The organism is Streptosporangium sp. NPDC002524 (assembly GCF_040295985.1).
Classification (GTDB): domain Bacteria; phylum Actinomycetota; class Actinomycetes; order Streptosporangiales; family Streptosporangiaceae; genus Streptosporangium.
Genome location: NZ_JBEOWK010000008.1, coordinates 1 through 18,571, shown reverse-complemented (window position 1 = coordinate 18,571; position 18,571 = coordinate 1). Strand labels below are relative to the sequence as shown.

At 70.2% G+C, this 18,571-nt stretch carries 16 protein-coding genes; 7 read left to right on the top strand and 9 right to left on the bottom strand.

Annotated elements, in window-relative coordinates:
• Positions 1-11: 11 nt before the first annotated feature.
• From ABT053_RS15520 to ABT053_RS15505, 4 genes are all read right to left on the bottom strand, one after another.
• Positions 12-569, bottom strand: a complete 558-nt coding sequence (locus tag ABT053_RS15520; protein ID WP_350969676.1) for a MauE/DoxX family redox-associated membrane protein — start codon at positions 567-569, stop codon at positions 12-14.
• A 105-nt stretch (positions 570-674) separates the two neighbouring features.
• A complete protein-coding gene (locus tag ABT053_RS15515) occupies positions 675-836 on the bottom strand; it encodes a hypothetical protein (protein ID WP_350969675.1) in 162 nt (53 codons plus the stop codon).
• 472 nt (positions 837-1,308) lie between these two features.
• Positions 1,309-2,430, bottom strand: coding sequence for a transposase domain-containing protein (locus tag ABT053_RS15510; RefSeq protein WP_350969674.1), 1,122 nt, complete (start codon positions 2,428-2,430; stop codon positions 1,309-1,311).
• An 11-nt stretch (positions 2,431-2,441) separates the two neighbouring features.
• Positions 2,442-3,974 (bottom strand): hypothetical protein, encoded by a 1,533-nt coding sequence (locus ABT053_RS15505; protein ID WP_350969673.1) that lies wholly within the window; start codon positions 3,972-3,974, stop codon positions 2,442-2,444.
• A gap of 266 nt (positions 3,975-4,240) precedes the next feature.
• Here ABT053_RS15505 and ABT053_RS15500 point away from each other — a divergent pair, with 266 nt between their 5' ends.
• Positions 4,241-4,897, top strand: a complete 657-nt coding sequence (locus tag ABT053_RS15500; RefSeq protein ID WP_350969672.1) for a response regulator transcription factor — start codon at positions 4,241-4,243, stop codon at positions 4,895-4,897.
• On the top strand, positions 4,894-6,096 hold the full coding sequence (locus tag ABT053_RS15495; protein ID WP_350969670.1) for a sensor histidine kinase: 1,203 nt from the start codon (positions 4,894-4,896) through the stop codon (positions 6,094-6,096). Before ABT053_RS15500 ends, ABT053_RS15495 begins: the two co-directional genes overlap by 4 nt.
• Before the next feature lie 227 nt (positions 6,097-6,323).
• On the opposite strand, the gene ABT053_RS15490 is transcribed toward ABT053_RS15495, so the two are convergent.
• Positions 6,324-7,409, bottom strand: coding sequence for a ParB/RepB/Spo0J family partition protein (locus ABT053_RS15490; protein ID WP_350969669.1), 1,086 nt, complete (start codon positions 7,407-7,409; stop codon positions 6,324-6,326).
• A gap of 641 nt (positions 7,410-8,050) precedes the next feature.
• Here ABT053_RS15490 and ABT053_RS15485 point away from each other — a divergent pair.
• On the top strand, positions 8,051-8,569 hold the full coding sequence (locus ABT053_RS15485) for a helix-turn-helix domain-containing protein (protein ID WP_350969668.1): 519 nt from the start codon (positions 8,051-8,053) through the stop codon (positions 8,567-8,569).
• 203 nt (positions 8,570-8,772) lie between these two features.
• Here ABT053_RS15485 and ABT053_RS15480 read toward each other — a convergent pair whose 3' ends face one another.
• Positions 8,773-9,024 carry a hypothetical protein gene (locus ABT053_RS15480; RefSeq protein WP_350969667.1) on the bottom strand — a complete coding sequence of 84 codons (252 nt, stop codon included), beginning with the start codon at positions 9,022-9,024 and terminating at the stop codon, positions 8,773-8,775.
• A gap of 3 nt (positions 9,025-9,027) precedes the next feature.
• Between ABT053_RS15480 and ABT053_RS15475 the strand changes: the two genes are divergently transcribed.
• Genes ABT053_RS15475 through ABT053_RS15465 form a run of 3 tightly spaced genes read left to right on the top strand, consistent with a single transcriptional unit; the run spans position 9,028 to position 11,700 of the window.
• A complete protein-coding gene (locus ABT053_RS15475) occupies positions 9,028-9,261 on the top strand; it encodes a hypothetical protein (protein ID WP_350969666.1) in 234 nt (77 codons plus the stop codon).
• The gene (locus ABT053_RS15470) at positions 9,254-10,528 is read left to right on the top strand and encodes an MAB_1171c family putative transporter (RefSeq protein WP_350969665.1); all 1,275 of its coding nucleotides are present in this window, start codon (positions 9,254-9,256) and stop codon (positions 10,526-10,528) included. The genes ABT053_RS15475 and ABT053_RS15470 overlap by 8 nt, the downstream gene beginning before the upstream one ends.
• A gap of 8 nt (positions 10,529-10,536) precedes the next feature.
• Positions 10,537-11,700, top strand: a complete 1,164-nt coding sequence (locus ABT053_RS15465) for a cytochrome P450 (RefSeq protein ID WP_350969664.1) — start codon at positions 10,537-10,539, stop codon at positions 11,698-11,700.
• 346 nt (positions 11,701-12,046) lie between these two features.
• Here ABT053_RS15465 and ABT053_RS15460 read toward each other — a convergent pair whose 3' ends face one another.
• Positions 12,047-13,516 (bottom strand): NCS2 family permease, encoded by a 1,470-nt coding sequence (locus ABT053_RS15460; RefSeq protein WP_502991771.1) that lies wholly within the window; start codon positions 13,514-13,516, stop codon positions 12,047-12,049.
• A 131-nt stretch (positions 13,517-13,647) separates the two neighbouring features.
• Here ABT053_RS15460 and ABT053_RS15455 point away from each other — a divergent pair, with 131 nt between their 5' ends.
• Entirely contained in the window at positions 13,648-13,905 is a 258-nt protein-coding gene (locus ABT053_RS15455; protein WP_350969662.1) for a DUF2530 domain-containing protein, read from the top strand.
• A gap of 47 nt (positions 13,906-13,952) precedes the next feature.
• On the opposite strand, the gene ABT053_RS15450 is transcribed toward ABT053_RS15455, so the two are convergent.
• Positions 13,953-17,216, bottom strand: a complete 3,264-nt coding sequence (locus ABT053_RS15450; protein WP_350969660.1) for a sacsin N-terminal ATP-binding-like domain-containing protein — start codon at positions 17,214-17,216, stop codon at positions 13,953-13,955.
• Between the two features lie 186 nt (positions 17,217-17,402).
• A complete protein-coding gene (locus ABT053_RS15445; protein ID WP_350969659.1) occupies positions 17,403-18,218 on the bottom strand; it encodes a DUF3027 domain-containing protein in 816 nt (271 codons plus the stop codon).
• Positions 18,219-18,571: the final 353 nt, after the last annotated feature.

The following is an 18,571-nucleotide window of genomic DNA, read 5'->3' as shown; positions in this document are numbered from 1 at the left end:
CCTCTTCTCGGTTACCGGCTGTCGCGGGCGAGGCCCGGTGCCTTGTCGATGGGGTGGAACAGGTCGAGGATCTCGTCGCTCACGACGGCCAGGCCTCCCCAGACCAGGCCGCCGAACACGGCCACGGCCGTACCGGCCGGAGCCAGGGGACCGGTCACCGGTGCGGTCACGGCACCCAGGACGGCGCAGAGAACGAGGATCAGGTTGCGGGTGATCTGCCGGGGGCCGAGGGGGGACGCCGACACCCCGAAGCACCGGCACGGTGCGCGGACTCCCCGGTGGACCGCCGTGGCGACGGCGACCGTGAAAACGGCCAGCAATCCCGTCGCGAGGAGGAAACCCGCCAGGGCTGTGAATGGCCCGGGAAACGCCAGCAGGCCGCAGACGGCGAACTCCGAGGCTATTACAAAAATCGCTGCCGGCCGCCACAGGGAGGGTGGCATTATCCGCATGCCGCCCAATGAGGTCGTGAAGTCATCGAAGGCCCGCCGCCCCATGACCTTGCTGACGGCCGAGGCCAGGAAGACGACGCCGATCAGAAGCCGCATGCCGATCGCTATGTATTGCACCGAAATTTTCTCCGCGCTTACGGTGGGTCGCGAGGGGCCGAGCCCGGGGAATATCCGCGTCAGTGTCGAGTCCTGAAGGCGGATACTCCCCGGGCTACGTGGTGACTACCTGCAGCGGAGCTCGCCGTTGCAGGTGTTCACGGAGCACGCGGAACCCGCGCACTGCCAGCAGGCACTCCAGCTGTACCAGCCGCAGGCCTGGGCGTCGGTCTTGGGCACGAACCGGCTGAGAAGGCTGCTTCCCAGCGCTTCGATCCTGGCGTACATGAAATCACCTTTCCTGTCAGGGACATTGATTTGTACGAGGGAATTATTAACTTATGCGGAGAAGTGATGGCAACAGCCTTAAACACTTCATGTAATACCTATCTGCATGGTAGGAAATGCCTTTTATCAGGCTGTTCTCCGAACCGGCCGTTCTTCAAAGGAAGGCGGGGCTGCTCGATTAACGGCGCATACGCCCTGTAGCCATTTAATGGCGCACCGCCAGCGTGGGGTGTGTCCGGCCGGAAGGTGCCGAGAAACACACCTCTCGGACGGGACACGTTCTCTTCTTTTCGGCGACGATGCTCAGGGCCGGCGCCTTCCGCCAATGCTCATGACCAATGCCCGCGCCCATGTCCGCCGGTGGTGAAAGAATTCCCGCGCCGCGCCGCGCCTCTCCGCATCGCGAAGCCCGGCGCATCGCGAAGCCAGGTCGCGCCGGGAAAGCCGGCGCCGAGAACGGCGCTCCGCCTTCTCAAAGAAGGCGGTCGACCACGGTGTGGATCCCGGCGGCCTGGGCTTTCACGATCATCGTCCGCAGCCCCTGGTAGACCGCGAGAGCCGCCCAGGCCTCCTGGAAGGCGCCGTCGGGCCTCTTGGAGCGCAGCACGATCTCCGTGTCCGCCTGCCCGCCGGGTCGGAGACAGGTGAGAAACGACCGGGGGCTCCACCTGCTCGCGTAGGTGTCGGCCAGTTCGGCCGCGCTCGCCTCGTCCGGGTCCAGGACGCTGCTGACCAGGTGGCCCTCTTCCGTGCCGGAACCATGTCCCGCCACCCGTACCCGTACGGGCCTTCCGGTCCGGCCCGGGGGCGATCCGAGGTGGGAGATCCACGACCCGTCCGGCAGGGGCGCGACGACCGGGAAGGAAACGGACCGCGGGGCGAGCGAGATCAGGGCGGCCCCCCGGGCCGTCGCGGCCGAGTGGTGAGCCGGGGAGAAGAGCCGGGGAGCGACGGCCAGCACGGTGCCCGGCCCGAAGGCGGCGACCAGCCTGCGGAACGACGCGCTCTCATTGGCGGTGTGGCCCTCGACCCGCGCGGCCGCGATCGTCCCCGTCCGGCAGTCAGCCCCCACCATTACCCGGACCTGAGGAAACGCCTCGGTACCGGTGTCGCCGGGAGGACCGCTCAGCCGCTCCTGGTTGGCCTTCGTGGGCTGGGCACGCAGCCCGAATCCGTCGACCGCCACCACCATACGGTCTCGCCATCGCCCGGCCGCATCCCCGCGGAGCGGGACGGCCGCGTACTTCAGCAGCAATGTCAGCGGCTCGCTGCCCAGCCGGTGTTTGGCGTCCGATATCGACGAGGAGACCGGCGGGCGGACGTCGTCGCCGAGGCGGGTGTTGTTCAGCCAGGCCAGCCCCGTGGTGAGTCGTTCCCACACCTCCTCGTGGGAGTGCTCGTGCCACAACACGCACGCCAGAACGTAGTAGGTGACCAGCTGTGCGGGGAGGGTTCGCGACCGTCGTTCTTTCGCCCCCGCCTGCTCGACGGCGGCCCTCACCATCGAGGGCGGGAACATCGAGACCAGCGTTCCAAGCGCGATGTGATCCCTCGGATGCGCGATGCGCGATCTGCTCTGCCCTGCTCTGGCCATGACGATCCCGCTTAATCGAGCGGTTCCGCGCGAATGCCCCGGTGTGCTCGAACCAGCCTGCTCATCACGCGTTCACTCCATTTCCATCGTCCACGGCCGGTGGTGTCCACGCCCTGGCGGGGCCCGCGGGCGCCGGCGACGCCGAGCGCGGCGGCCAGACAGGCCAGGGGGATGACCGGCAGCACGTAGCGATGGTCGAAGTCCAGGACGGCCACCGGCGCCACCAGCAGGAACACCGCCGTTCCCAGGGGAAGCAGCGCGCTGCGCCGCGTTCCCCGCGCACCCGGCGACAGCGTCGCCCGCCGCACTCCCGGAACTCCCGGCGTGCCGGGCGACGGTGCTCCGCGCCACACTCCCAGCGCGCCCAGCAGCAGCAACACGGCGAGCATCGGCCCTCGGACGTAAGCCGGATACTGGTAGGCCGACAGGAAACCGGCGTAGGGGGCGACGGAACGGACACCGTCCACCGCCGGGTCGTAGGTGTGGACGATCCGCCTCGCCGCCGGGTCGTCGCGTAGCGGCCAGTTCCCTTCGACGAAGCCGAAGGCCGGTCTAACCCGCTTGGGGTGAGGCACGGGGGTCCAGGTGAAGGCGAGCAGGGTGTCGCCGACGACCGAACGCGCATAGTCGAACGGCTGGGCCGCGATGGCACGCACGGCGAACTCCCGGGCCAGGTCGTTGTTGCCGAACCCACCCGGCATCCGGTTGATCGCCGAATCGGCCGCCCAGACATACTCGGAGGCGGCGTCCTGCCGTGAGCCGTTCGGACACAGGGGGGCGAGTTTGCGCGGCGGCCTGACGACCTCGCAGTCGGCGAAGGTCATCGTCCGTGCCCACAGCGCGACACCGTCCCCGCCGACCAGGCCGAACCGGCCGTGGTGCCTGCCGTACCAGCCGGCGTAGAGCGCCAGGGGAAGGGCGGTGACCACCGTGAGCACACACAGCCTCCGCCAGCCGACACGACGGATCAGCAGGTACGCCGCCACCAGGACGATCAGCGGGACCGCGATCGTCCTGGTGAGCGCCGCCGCTGTCAGCAGCAGACCGGCCGAGGCGACCTGCCACGCCGACGGACGCGGCGACCACATCAGCGCGGTGACCGCGGAGACGACCAGGAAGACGAACAACGTGTCGGACAGCACGCTGTGCTCCAGCGCCAGGAACGACGCGTTGAGCAGCACCGGGACGGTGGCGAGCGTCGCGCCCCAAGCGGGCAGCGACATACGGCGCAGCAGCGCGTAGATCATCACCCCGACACCCAGCCCGAGCAGGTGCTGGAACGCGGTGACCACGGCCAGGCTGTGAAAGGGCCGCAGCGCCCACAAAAGCATCGGATAACCGCTGGGCTGGAATCCCCATAACGGGCGCAGACGTTCGGCGGCGTCCAGATAGGCGTAGGAGTCGCCGTAGAAAAGCCAGGCCGGCCGGTATCCCAGCATGGTGACCACCCGCAGTGCCACGGCCAGCGCCAGAACCGTCAGGAACAGCGCGTGACGTTCCGCGCCGGGGCGCGGCCCGAGGACTCCACGCGGCCGAGAGAACACGGGATCCGGCCGGACGTCGGTCGAACCGGCGGCGGACGTGGAAAGACTGAAAAGCGTTCGGAAATCGTGGGCGTGCATAGGTCACCCCGCTGTCGAGCCAGGTGTTTCCCGGCATCAGTGCGGTAGTACAGCCAACAACGGATAACGCCGACGTAACCGTCTGTGGTTACGTCGGCGTTAGGTGGGCTCGGTGACAATGGCCGTGACACGCCCGTGCGTCGGGGCTTGTCCGAGAGGAACACAGGTGCCGGTTCGGAGGAATGCGAGTGCGTGTACTTATCGCCGAGGACGAGCGGATGATCGCCGACTCGGTCGCGGAGGGGCTGCGGGCCCACGCCCTGGCCGTGGACGTCGTCTACGGCGGCGACACCGCCCTGGACCGGCTCGCCGTCAACGACTACGACGTGCTCGTGCTCGATCGTGATCTTCCCGGTGTGCACGGGGACGAGGTGTGCCGTCTGCTGGCCGGTTCCGGCTCGCCCATCCGGGTGCTGATGCTCACCGCGGCGAGCGACGTGCGCTCTCGGGTGGCCGGGCTGGCGCTCGGCGCCGACGACTACCTCACCAAGCCTTTCGCCTTCGAGGAACTGGCCGCCAGGGTGCACGCCCTGGGCCGCCGCAGCCGGCTCGCCGTTCCCCCCACGCTGGAACGGGCCGGGCTGCGGCTCGACCCGGCCCGGAGGGAGGCCTATCGGGACGGCCGGTACGTGCCGCTGGCTCGCAAGGAGTTCGGGGTGCTCGCCGAACTCCTGCGCGCCGACGGCGCGGTCGTCTCCACCGAGACGCTCCTGGAGAAGGCCTGGGACGAGCACATCGACCCCTTCACCAACACGGTACGGGTCACCCTGGTGAAACTCCGCCGCAAGCTCGGCGACCCGGCGGTCATCGAGACCGTCCCCGGGGTGGGATACAGGATCCGATGAGGCTCACCATCCGGATGCGGCTCACCCTGCTCTACAGCGGCATGTTCCTCGTCGCCGGCGTCGCACTGCTGGGGGTGACCTACCTGCTGATGCGCGCCGGCCTGCGGGAGCAGCTCGCGGTCCTGGCGCCCTCCCCGCGTTGCGTGCCCCCCGCCTACACCGGGTGCGACAGCGGCGACAAGATCCTCTACCTGGTCCCGAGGGAACAGGTGCTCATGGCGCAGCGGCGGTACGAGCAGACCACGCTGCGTTCCCTGCTGACCCAGGGATACGTCGCGCTCGCCCTGGTCGGCGCGGCGGCGCTCGGGCTCGGCTGGCTGGTGGCCGACCGGGCGCTGCGTCCCATCCGCCGGGTCACCGAGACCGCCCGCAAGGTCGCCCACGGCCGTGACCTCACCGAACGCATCGCCTACACCGGGCCGGGTGACCACATCAAGGAGCTGGCCGACACCTTCGACATCATGCTCTCCCGTTTGGCGCACGCCTTCGACGGCCAGCGGCGCTTCGTCGCCAACGCCTCCCACGAGCTGCGCACCCCCCTGGCCATCAACCGGACCCTGGTGGACGTCGCGGTCGCCAGGCCGGGCGCGACCGAGGACGTCAAGCGGCTGGGTGAGGCCCTGCTGACGGTCAACGCCCGGCACGAGCAGCTGATCAACTCTCTGCTCATTCTCGCCGACAGTGAACGGCCCATCCTCAACCGTCACTTTCTCGACCTGGCGGACGTGGCCGAGCACGTCGTGGACCTGGCGGCCCCGGAGGCCGGTGAACGCGGGGTGAGCATGGAGTGTTCGCCGCAGACCGCGCCCACCACCGGCGACTCGGTCCTGCTGGAACGGCTTGTGCAGAATCTGGTGGAGAACGCGATCCGCCACAACCACGCGGGTGGCCGGCTGTGGGTGACCACGCAGAGCCACGCTGGCCGCGTCAGGCTGGTCGTGGCCAACACCGGGCCCGTGGTCCCGGCATACGAGATCGGCAACCTATTCGAGCCGTTCCGGCGGCTTCACGCCGACCGGCTGAGATCCGGCCACGGCAACGGCCTGGGGCTGTCCATCGTGCGGGCCATCACCGAGGCCCACGGCGGCGTCGTGACCGCCCGGCCCCGCGACGACGGCGGTCTCACGGTGACGGTCGAACTGCCCGCCGAGCTCCTGTCCGATCCCACCGGACGTCGCGAGGACCCCGGTCCGCGATGATCGTCCCGGACGTTGATCACGACGGCCACGGGGTGGACGATCAGGCACGGACGCCCGTGACCCGGATCCCCGCGTGCCCCCTCCGATCGCACCACCCGGGTGTGCAACCGCCGATTCCCGGCGCTTGCACACCCGACGTCACGCCGCCTCCCGACCCCCTCGTGCCGTGACCCGCGCGATCACCCGTAACTTCCGCGTGCTCGCGGGGGCCGGGGTCCGCGGTGGCGTCATCCCCGCGCTCGCGCCCCGGGCCGTGCCGTCCGGTGCTCGAGCTCGTCGGCGAACTCCGCCCAGGCGGCGGCGTTCTGCCTAGCGACCTGGCAGACGAGGCCGGCGCAGTGCTCGGGAACCGCGTCGATCAACTGCTCCCCTCCGGGCGTGAGCGAGGCGCTGACACTGAGCAGCCGCAGGAGGAGCCGGCCACGCTCTCCGGATCGCAGCGACGGATCTCTGATCAGGATGCCCAGCGGTGACGTCCGGTCCCGGTCGTACCCGGATCCGGACGCCCGGCGCGGGCCGGGGGAGACGAGCGTGGACGGGGCGTCAGGAGTCGTCGACCGGTTCCGGGAGACGGTCCCGGGGGGTGTGTCCGCGGACTTCAGCGAATTCGGCAGGGGATGCTCGCCCCGCCGCAGGCGGTCACGGACGTCGCGTACGGTGCCCGGTGAGATCCCCGCCTGTTGTGCGATCTGCCGGAGTGAGGCGTGCGGCCCTTTCTCGATCAGCTCGGCCGCACGGATCCGGCCGGCGGAGCTGTCCAGCGGACGCACCTTGCCGTCATGTCCCCGCCTTACCGTCGGCTGGGCGGTCTCGGCGAAGGCGGCGCGGCGGATGCGGCTCACCGTCCGAGCGGACAGCCCGGAGATCCTGGCGATGGCCCTGTCGGACAAGTGCGGGTGTGACCGGACGATCCGCTCAGCCGCCGCAGCCCGGTCACCGGCGGAGAGCGGGAGGCCGTGCGAGGTGTTCTCCCTGACGGCGACCACGAAGGCGTCATGCTCGTCACCTTCGAAGAACCGCACCCGGATCGTGTCGTCCCCGCGCAGCGTCGCCGCCCGCAGCCGGTGCATCCCGTCCAGCACCCGCATGGTGGAGCGGTGCACGATCACCGGAGGAAGCGCGGTGCCCACCTCGAAGAGCAGCCGCACGTGCTGGAGGTCCTCTCCGACACTCCGCGGAGAGTCAGCGGGAAGCAGCGAACGGAGGGGGACGGTCTCGACCGCCGACAGCATGGACCGGGAACGGTCGCCGGGTTCTTCCCTCCCGGCCTGGGCGACGTCCGACGACGTGGTCACTCCGTTCCGGATGGCCAAGGTTCTTTCCCCTTCTGGCGGAGCATTTCTCGACTTCTCCGTTGTCGCACCGGACCGGTCGGCCTGAACGGGCCGCCGGGCCGGGGCGGCGGGCGGGCGGGACGCGTCCGCCCCCGGCCGTCCCCCGAGGGGGTGTTCGAGCTGTCGCGCCGGATGGTGATCGGGTCCGGGGGGCAGGGATGGGGATGAGGAGGAGGAGATCACGCTCATATCTCTTTTCGAGATGCCGATCGATGCCGCCCGCCGCCGTAACGTCAGCAGCACGCCGGTGAACAGCTCGTACCTTTCACTCAACGCACAACCGCGCATGGGCCCACAAGCCGGAGCGGGACCGCTGGCGACCTCACACCCCCAATTGGTTTCCCCGGACATCGTTCACGACAAGTTGAAGTCACTTTGGTCGCACGGTTTGAGGGTTGTCAACCGTTCTGGCCGAAGATGGCGTACATTGAGGGTCTCAGTTGACGCCGGTATTCCAGGAGGATCGGCGGGAGGATGGTGAAACAGACACCGCACGCGCGAATCGGATGAGTCGATCCTTGTAACCTGCGGTTTCTTCGGAAGACGATCCGCTTGTACATTGGTTGACACGCTACCGACGGCTTCGGAGATCTATGCCCATGCCTGATAGACCACTCAGCTTGGCGGAGAAATTGGACACCCTGTTCCAGTTGCGTCTTCGTCCTGAGCGTGCAGAGGATCCGAATGCCGCCCAACGCCAGTTCTCCTATGGAGAGGTCGCCGAGGCCATCCAGCAGCAGACCGGAGGTCGTATTCGCATCTCCCGTCAATACCTTCAGATGATCCGCGAGGGGCAGCGGCCGGGCAACCTCAGCCTTGACAAGGTGGTCGCCCTGGCGAACTTCTTCGGAGTCGACCCGATCTACCTCTACGAACCCGGCCATTTGGACCCGGAGGACGAGGCGAGAGTGGACGTCCAGGTTCGCCGTATCGACGAGCAGCTGAAACTCCTGAGGAGCATGCGGGACAACCAGGTCCAGTGGTTGGTGGGGCGCCTTCTCGACCCCTCTGCGGAGGGGCGGGAGCGGATCAGCCGGATCATCGAGGCGATCCGCAGCCTGGAGGCCGCGATCGGCCCCGGTTCGCCGGCTCCCTCCTCACCTCCGGACGCGACGGACGCTCCCGGGCCCAGGGCCTGACAAAGCGGGCCATCCGCCCAGGCCTTTTGAGGTTGTCCGTACATCGCCCTCCATGCGATACCGCCATGCGACGCGATATACGATACGCCTTTTCGGGCGCGATCAGAGGTGAGAATGATTCACATGCCGGACGGTCCCCATTGAAGAGGGCGCGACGTACACCATGTGAACTGCTGATAGAGGAGCTTGAGGACGGAGACGTCCTACCCGATCCCTTCGATCTGGATGTTTTTGTCAGTCGTGTGGAAAAACGGAGAGCCCGCCGTATCCGTCTGGTCGCCATGTCGGCCGTCCGCAGTGCGCCGTGCGGTCTCTACATAAAGTCGAAGACAACTGATTTTCTGTGTTATGTTCGCAGCGAATCCCCGCTGCACCAGTGTCACATCGTCCTGCACGAGCTGGGTCATCTGCTGCTTGACCACCACGACAGCGGGTGGCGCAGCGAAGAGCTCCATAACATGCTCCTTCCCGACCTGGACCCCGAGATGATAAAAAGCGTTCTCTGCAGAAACGGTTATACGAACCCCGCGGAGGACGAGGCGGAGGCATTCGCCGATTTGATTCTCGCCCCACGGGTCCTCACTCCCGGCCTCAATATCGTGTCGGCGACCGAGCCGCCCCCCGACGTCGCCGACGTGATCAGGAATATCGAGAGGGCCTGGGGCGCCCAGGTGGGACGGGCACGTGACTGAGGCTTTCTACTGGGTGGAGGTCGTCGTCATATGGGCGATCGCCATTCAGACGGTCCGCCATCTGACCGCCCGCCGCCGCTCTCCCGCGGACACCGCCTCACTGGTACACGTGGTGACACTCGGTCTGGGAGCGGTGGCGCAGTCCCCGGACGTCCGCCCCCGGCTCGATCTGCTGACGGGCGTCGACGGGCTCGGCCGTTGGCTGTCGTTCAGCATCATCCTGTGCTCGATGGCCGCGTTCTGGACGGTGGTCGCCTATGTGACGCACCGCCAGGCCGGCCGTCCCCCGCGCGTCCGGGCCCGTCTGATCGGGGTGGCCTGCGCGATCGCCGGCATGGGAGTGACGCTGCTCGGATCGGGCACCCGCGACGACGTGGGCGCGAGCTTCCTCGCCGTCTACGGCGGGAACGCGCTCGTGGTCTGCTGTTACGCGATCTTCCTCGGTTACATCGCCGCCGTTCTGGTGGACACGCTGCGCTCGGCCTGGCGGTACAAGAACTACGCCAGGCAGTGGTATCTGCGGGTGGGGATGCACATCCTCGTCGTGGGTGACATCTGCGGGCTGGTCTACTGCCTTTATCTCGGGTCCACCGTGGCGACGAGTTACCTGGCATTGCCCTTGCCGCCAGGGGCGACTACCTACGCGGCGACCTACATCGGCTTCGGGGCCGTGGCGCTCATCCTCGCCGGACCGACGATCAGTGTGTGGGGACCCCGGCTGACGGGGCCCTTCCGGGTGGCGGCCCAACGGCTGGCGCTACGCCGTCTCCACCCGCTGTGGCTGGCATTGACGACCGCGATGCCGTACCTGAGGAGCAGGCCGTCACACGCGCTCGGTGACGTCGTGGGCTACCGGCTGTACCGCCGCGTGATCGAGATCCGTGACGGCCTGCTCATCCTGGAGCCCTATCGGGACCTCGCGGCGGAACAGCGGCCCGTGGCCGACGTGGCGGCTGACGCCCGGTCCATCGCCGTGGCTCTGCGCGCGTTCTCAGTCGGTGAAGGCGGTGAAGGCGGTGAAGGCGATGAAGGCGGCGAGAGCAGTAAGGGAGCCGAGATCGTCGAGGTGGCCGAGAGCGGTGTGGGCGGGGAAAGTGAGGAACTGGCCGGCGCCTTCACCGACGACGATGACCAGCTGGACACGAACCGGGAGCCCGGCGGGCACGACGGCGCGGTGATCGCGCCGAAGATGCCGCTCATGAAAGACGAAGTCGCCTACCTGACACGACTGTCCCGCGCCTTCGAGCGCTTCGAGAAAGAGAGCTGACACCCGGCATGCCTATCGTCGATTCACCCCGGAACCACGATGAGCGCGACATCCCCGAGATCGGGCCGGTGAGACGTTGGACGTTGCCGTCCGGCGAGGAGGGCTACCTGGTCACGCGGCACGAGGACGTCCGCCGCGTCCTGTCCGACCCGGTGTTCAGCAGGGCGGCAACTTTGGAGCCCGGCGCCCCTCGCTACGCGCCGAGGCCGTCGCTGGGAGTGCCCGACAGCCTGCTCGACATGGACGCGCCCCGCCACACGCGGCTGAGGGGCATCGCGTCCAGGGCCTTCACCCGCCGCCGCGTCGAGGCTATGCGGCCGGGTGTCCAGGAGGTCGTCGACCGGCTCCTGGACGACATGGCACGGACCGGCCCGCCCGCCGATCTGGTGGAGGCGCTGTCCGCCCCCCTGCCGATCACGGTGATCTGCCAGCTTCTCGGCGTGCCGTACGAGGACCGGGTGACCTTCCGTGAATGGTCGACGGCGATGCTGTCGGTCACGGACCCGCCCGAGAAGGTGTTCGAGGCTGCCGGCAACCTGCGCGCCTACATGTCCGACCTGGTCGCCTCCAAGGCCGCCGAGCCGGGTGACGACCTGCTGAGCGCTCTTTCCACGGCGGATGAGGAGGGAGACGCGCTTACCGGTCCCGAGCTGGTCAACCTCGCGGTGGTGCTGCTCGTGGCGGGGTACGAGACCACGCAGAGCCAGCTCACGGCGGGTGTCCACGCGCTGCTGCGCCGACCGGAGCTGTACGCGGAACTGTGCGCCGACCCGTCGCTCGTCCCCGCGGCGACCGAGGAACTGCTGCGCGCCCACCCAGCCGTCCCCCAGCTCCTCTTCCGGGTCACCACCCGGGACGCGGAGGTCGCGGGTGTGACCATCCCCGCACGCAGCGGGGTCGTGCTGTCGGCCGTCGCCGCGAACCACGACGGCGCCGTCTTCGCCGACGCCCACGGGATCGATCCGCGCCGCGACGACAACGTCCACCTGACCTTCGGCCACGGTCCGCACTTCTGCCTGGGCGCGCTCCTAGCCCGCACCGAACTCCAGGTGGCGCTGGCCGCCCTGGTGAGCCGGTTCCCCGCCCTGGAACTCGCCGTACCCTCCTCGGAGATCCCCTGGCGGGCCGGTCACCTCGTCAGCGGCCCCACGGCGTTGCCCGTGACATGGTGATGGCCGCCCCCGGCCGCCGGAGTATCGCTACGCGCCGGAGAGGTTGGCCAGGCGGTGTGGACGCCTGGCCCGATCTCGCGGATGAGCCGACGGCTGGCCCAGCGGGGACAGTTGCCGGTACATGGTGTTGAGAGTGACATCGCCGAGATGGCGGGCGATGTCCTGGGCCGGCCACGAGCGATGAACTCGCGTATGTGCTCCCGCCAAACAGCACCCGCAGGGCTTCGTCGTCTTTCCGCCCGCATGAGTCTGCACAGACGCTACCGAACGCCTTCAACTTGGCGATGGCGGACGACCGCCATGGTGATCATCCTCATAGATCACCATGACGGTCTTAGCTCGGTTCTCAGCCGAGGTTGAGCAGCGCCTTGATCGGTCCCAGTGCGAAGTAGATCAGGAACAGCCCCGCGACCGTCCACATCAGCGGGTGGACCTCACGCGCCTTGCCCTTGACGGCCTTGATCAGCACGAAGGTGACGAAGCCCGCACCTATGCCGGTGGCTATCGAGTACGTGAACGGCATCAGAACGATCGTGAGGAACGCCGGGATGGAGATCTCGTAGTCGGTGAAGTCGATCTCGCGGATTGCGGTCATCATCAGGAAGCCGACCACGACCAGGGCGGGGGCGGCGGCCTCGTAGGGGACGACGGCGACGAGCGGCGAGACGAAGATGGCCAGCAGGAACAGCACGCCGGTGACGACGCTGGCGAGGCCGGTGCGGGCCCCCTCGCCGACACCCGCCGCCGACTCGATGTAGGTCGTGTTGGAGGAGACGGAGCCCGCGCCCCCGGCCGCCGCGCCGATCGAGTCGACGAGGAGGATCTCGCGGGTCTTGGGCAAGGTGCCATCCTCCCTGATCAGCCCGGCCTGGCCGCCGACGCCCACGATCGTGCCCATGGTGTCGAAGAAGTCGGTGATCAGCAGGGTGAAGATGAGCAGCAGGGCCAGGATGACCGAGACGGAGCCGAAGGCGCCGAGCGGGTCGAACTCCCTGAACAGCACCAGCGGGTTGTTGAAGCCGAAGATCTGCTCGGGCAGCTGGGGGACGACGAGCTGCCAGCCCGCGGGGTTCGGCGGCTGACCCGGCGTCACCGAGGCTCCGACCTTGGCGATCGCCTCGACGACGACCGCGAGGACGGTGGTGGCGATGATGCCGATCAGGATGGCGCCCTTGGTCTGGCGCGCCACCAGCAGCACGATCAGCAGCAGACCGGCCACGAAGACGAGGATCGGCCAGCTGGTCAGCGAGCCCGCGATGCCGAGCTCCAGCGGCGGCCCGGCCGCCACCCGGCGGACGAAGCCGGCGTCCACGAAACCGATCAGGGCGATGAACAGGCCGATGCCGACGCTGATCGCCGTCTTGAGCTGGGGTGGGATGGCGTTGAACACGGCGGTTCGGAACCCGGTCAGCACCAGGAGCGCGATGATCACGCCCTCCAGGAACACCAGGCCCATCGCCGACTCCCAGGACATCTGCGAGGCGATGCCGTAGGTGACGAAGGCGTTCAGGCCGAGGCCCGCGGCCATCGCGAAAGGAACCTTGCCGATGACCCCCATCAGGATGCTGAGCAGTCCGGCCACGAGGGCGGTACCGGCCGCGACGAGCGGGATGTTGGGCGTGCTCCCGTCGCCGATGAACTGGCCCTCGGCGTCCTTGACGGTCGCGATGATCAAGGGGTTGAGCACGACGATGTAGGCCATCGTGAAGAACGTGGCGAACCCGCCGCGCACCTCCCGGCCCACGGACGAGCCACGATCAGAGATGAAGAAGAAACGGTCAATCTTACTTATTCGGGGGGTTTTAACATCATTCACTCACGCAGAGTGACAGCGGGATTCCCTCCCCGGAAGACCCGGCTGTTGATGGTGATGCTTTCGAGACGGATTCGCGTCTTGACGTAATCCGTTTTGCGAACAGTGAGACGTCGTCGCCTAGTCTGGAGCGCGTGAACCAGCCACGACGCCCGGAGCTGCAGCCGTTGAAGACCAACGACACGCTCACGATCCTCACGGGTACGGGCCTGTGGGCCGTCGCCTTGGTCGTGCTCCTGGTCGCGCAGCCGGATCCCGAGTACCGCTGGTGGATCTGGACCTGCGTGTCGGGCATCTGCGGCGGCCTCTTCGGCATCTGGTTCGTACGCCGCCGCAACCGCCGCAGGCCCCCGCCCGAGGAACCGATCGAGCCGACCACCGCGATCCTGTGACTCCCGCGCGCCCCGGCGAGCGTCCAGGTCGAGGCGGCCCAGGCCGGCTAGGTCGAGGCGGTCCAGCTGTCCAGGTCGGCCTCGGCGAGCAGCAGCGGCACCGCCGCCGGATCGCGCAGCAGCGCCGCCACCGCGAGCCGGTCGCCCCACTGGCCGGACGCCCAGGCGAGCCCGCGCGCCAGCCCCTCCGCGCCCGAGGCGTGCACCGCGCCCTCGAAGAACCGCCAGGCGGCGGGGACCCCGTCCACCAGCAGCCTCTCGTGCTCCACGTAGGTCGCGGGCGCGGTCGGCAGCAGTGACCGTACGGCGGGCGGGACGTCGCGCCTCTCGCCCGAGGACGTCACCTCACCCGCGGCCTCCTCCCCCGCCAGCGGCAGGTCGAGCAGCTCCGACAGCGCCTCGGCCATATCGAACGGGGCCAGGATCAACGGGCGGCCCGCGACGAGCGGCAGCAGGTCCGGCGCCTCGACCACGACCGGCTCACCCGCCCCCTCGTCGGTGCCACCGGACAGCACCCGGCCGTCCTCCGCGTCGACGGCGACGATCGCGTCGCCGAGGATGGCCCGTACGGCGCGCGGAGGCCCCACGCGGGCCGGGTCGACCCCGGCGAGGGCCACCCACAGGGAACGGAGCTGGGCGCGGTCGACCTCCACGGAGGGGTCGCCCAGCAGGTCGAGCAGTTCGTCGGGACCGCCGTGGGTGGCGAGCAGGTCGGCCAGCGTGCTCCGGACCCCGATCATCGCCAGCGCGGCCTCGTCGACGACGGCCGGGGCGTCGCCGTACAGGCCGAACAGCAGCGGGTCGCCCGCGGGGAGCCGCAGCTCCGTGGGACGCCGGCCGGCGAGCACCGGGTGCGTGGAGAGCCACCAGGCGGTGTACGACGGCACCTCGACGATCTCCCCCGCCACCAGGATCCGCAGCGGGTGCAGCACCGAGCGGAGCGGCGGGCGCGACAGCAGGGCGAGGGCGGCGGGCCAGTCGGCGACGTACTCCAGGTCGCGTACGGCGGAGAACTCCCGGGCGACCGGCGGCACGTCCATCTCGGGCAGCAGGTCGAGGACGGTCTCCAGCCACTCGTCCTCGCGGTCCAGGTCGTGGTCGCACTCGTCCGGGTCGATCATGACATCGGAGTCGTTGACCACGGCGAAGCCGTCGAGCACCCCCGCCGCGGCGAGCACCCGGGGACCGTAGCGCTCCACCAGCTCGGGCGCGGCCGTGCCGAAGTGCGTCTCCGTGTCGAGCAGCCCGGCCAGCAACCCGTCGGCGAGGAGCAGCTCGCCCGCCGGGTACAGCTCGCCGTCGGCGCCGCGCAGCGCCAGCTCGGACAGCCAGGGGGCGTCGCCCGCGGTCAGCCCCGCGGCGTCGACCAGCGCGAGCACCGCCTGGGCCACCGGCTCGGAGTCGGGGCTGTCGAGCGACTCCGAGACCGCCGAGCGGGTCAGCGGGTCCTCCAGGACCGTACGGGGGGTGGCCTCGCCCGCGCCGAGCCTGAGCAGGAGAGGGTGGGCCGCGTCCGGGTGCACCACGCGCAGCCCGAGCGGGGCGAGGACGGCCGGGTCCAGCGCGGAGCCGTCGGTGAGCAGCAGCGTGCCGCGCGGCCCCCTCACCAGGCGGCCGTCGGCCAGCGGCACCGGCAGCGCGCCGAGGGCCTCGGGGTCGTCGGCGGGCAGCACCTCGTACAGCGACCGCCACCAGGCCGGGTCCCTGTCCTTGACGGCGTCGCCGGAGAGCATGTCCACGATCTCGGAGAGCGTCACCCGGCTGACGCCGAGCGCGGTGATCGCCGGATGCCGGGACGGCCACCCCGCGGGCAGCAGGCCGGGGATCATGGGGGCGACCCTCTCCAGCAGCTCGGCCGGGGCCGCGACCACGGAGGCCTGCCGCCCGGAGACGACCGGTTCCTCGCCGTCGGGGAGCGGGGCCGAGGGGGTGGCGGCGGCGGCCACCTCGGAGGGGTCGGGGAGCAGGAGCGAGGCACCGGACCCGCCGGGCCTGCCCGTCGAGGCCGGGTCGGCGGGCGGGGAGAGGGCGGGGAGCAGCGGGGCGTCGGGGAGCCTGCGCAGGATCGCCCGGCGGATGCGGGCGTCGAGCTCGCCCTTGCCCATCATGCCGGGCACGAGGTCGAGGAGCCGGGGCGTACGGGGCAGCCCGGCGAGCAGTTCCAGATAGGTGTCGGCGGCCCGCTCGACCAGGAAGTCGGCCAGCGGACCCGGCGCGACGTGCCGCCGGTCGGTGGCCATCGGGAACGAGGCGATCAGCAGCGCGGGCAGGTCCAGCGGCTCGTCGCTCGGGGTGGGCGCGTGCACCACGGGCGGCACCAGGGCGGGCAGCGGCCGGGGCTCCCCGGCCTGCGCCGCCTCCCGCGAACCCCCCGGGACCCCGCCCGCGAAACCGGCGGACCCGGACCCGGCGGAACCGAGACCGGCGGAACCGAGACCGGCGGACCCGGACCCGGCGGAACCAGCGGAAGCGGGATTGGCAGAAGCAGGACCGGTGACGGGTACGGCCCAGCGGACCAGCCAGTGCGGCCGGGAGCGCTCCTCGGTCGGGCGGTCGGCGAAGAGCTCGGCCACCTGCTCGGGGGTGAACCGCCCGGAGGCCGAGACGACCTTCCAGCCCTCGGCGGTGACGGCCCGCGTCTCGCCGTCCACGTCGACCTCGATCGACTCCAGGGCGGGCAGGCCGAGCAGCAGGGCGGGGCTGGTCTCCCTCAGCATCGCCCGTACGGCCTCCTCGGCCGCCTCGTCACGGAGCGGCAGGCGCACGAGCGTGTCGAACCCGGCGGGGATCTCGACCGGGCCCGAGGGGAAGGGCAGGCGCAGCAGCGGGACGTGCCCGCCGCGCTCGGCCAGCTCCTTGGCCAGCTCGGGCTCGGCGGCCACCAGGGCGGCGGTCTGGTCGCGGGACCAGCGGACGACGCCGGAACCGAGCGAGCCGATCACCGGCTCGTCGCAGACCGACACCACGGCCGCGAACCCGACGCCGAACCGTCCGGCCGCGCGGGCGTCGTCGCGCTTGGCGGAGACGCGCAGCGTGGACAGACCCTCGATCCCGGCCCTGTCGACCGGGGCACCGGTGTTGGCGGCCGACAGCACGCCCTCGCGCAGCGAGAGGCGGAGCCGTCCGGGCACCCCGGCGCGGAGCGCGGCGTCGGCGGCGTTCTGGGCGAGCTCGACGATCAGCCGGTCACGGTAGCCGCCGAGCGCGAAGTCCTCCTCCGCGTTGGCGTCCTCGCGGAACCGGGAGGGCGAGGCCGTCCAGGCGGCCAGGACGGCGGAGCGCAGTCGTTCGGTGCCGAAGATGTCTGTCAAGGCGATGCTTCCAAAGGTCGATGCCCCGCACGACCGGGCGTCCCGGCCGGAACGGCCGGGAGGGCCAGGACGGCCGGGACGCCACGGGAGCGGCGCCCGGCCGCGAAGGCCGGGTGTGCCGCCTGGACGGCGGCGGGGCGGGATGGACCCGGTGCCCCGGGTTGGGAACGGCCCGGCGGCGCCGGGTCAGGAGTGACCGAGCGGCTCGGAGGCGGTGTCGTCCACCGATCCGGCCAGATCCGGCTCCGCTCCGTTCTCCGCGGTGTCGTAGGAGAGATCGTCGAGGATCGGCGAGGTCGGCTCGACCTGGTGCGGCAGCACGGCCGCCTCGGAGTGGGCCCCGCAGCCGTGGTCGGCGGCGACCACCCGGCCGTCGTCGGGGGCGTACTCGTTCGCGCAGACCCCGAAGCCGGTGCGCAGCGCGCCCGCGAGCGGCCAGTAGAAGCCGCAGGTGGAGCACTGGGCGGGCGCGGCGTGCGCGAGCGGGGTGTGCGGCCCCGACTCGCCGGAGTGCCAGCGCCGCACGGCGCGGTCGCGGCCGATCGGGGAGAGCACCCGGGCCCGGCCGAGGCCGTACTCGAAGATCATCTGGTGGTCGGAGTCGTCGTCGGTCTCGGTGAAGCCGGGCGCGAGCCGGTCGTCGTCGTCGGAGGTGGGCAGCAGGTCGCCCACGCCGAGGTCGCCGGGCAGGAGCCGCTCGCTCCACGGCACCCACTGCGGCGGCATCAGGGCCCCCGCGCCGGGCAGGAGCACGACCTCGCTGACCGTCACGTTGCGTGCCCGGGAGGCGCGGGCGACCGTGACGGCCCAGCGCCAGCCCCGGTAGGCGCGGTCGAGACAGGCGAAGTAATGGGTGACGACGCGGTCGCCCTCGCCCTCGACCCCGAGGTGGTCGCCCACCTCTCCGGGCTTCACGTTCTCCTCGACCGCGGCTCTGGCCAGGTCGACGGCCGCGACGCACGCCTGGTCAAGGACCACGGCACGGGATCGAGTCCGGCTCAAGAGTCGTCTCCCGTCAGCCTCGCAGCACGACGGCTGCTGTCCCTACTGGCTCGCTCGCTCACTGCGCTCACAGTTCATTCTCGCCCATGACCGGAGCGAACGGCACCGTGGACATCCCAGCGACATCCCATCATCCACGGAGTGACCTAGCGCACCGGACAACTCACCCGCCCTTCGGGTATGACTGGATACGTGGCAGCTGGGTGGGAACGGGCGCGGAAGACGGCGGGCGAGGCCTCTCGGCGGGTCGGCGAGGCCGCCGCCGCCGCGGGCCGGGCCGCCGTGCGAGCGGGCCGTGGCACGAGCCGGGTGACGGCGCGGGCGGGCAAGGGCGCGGGCCGGGCGACGGCGCG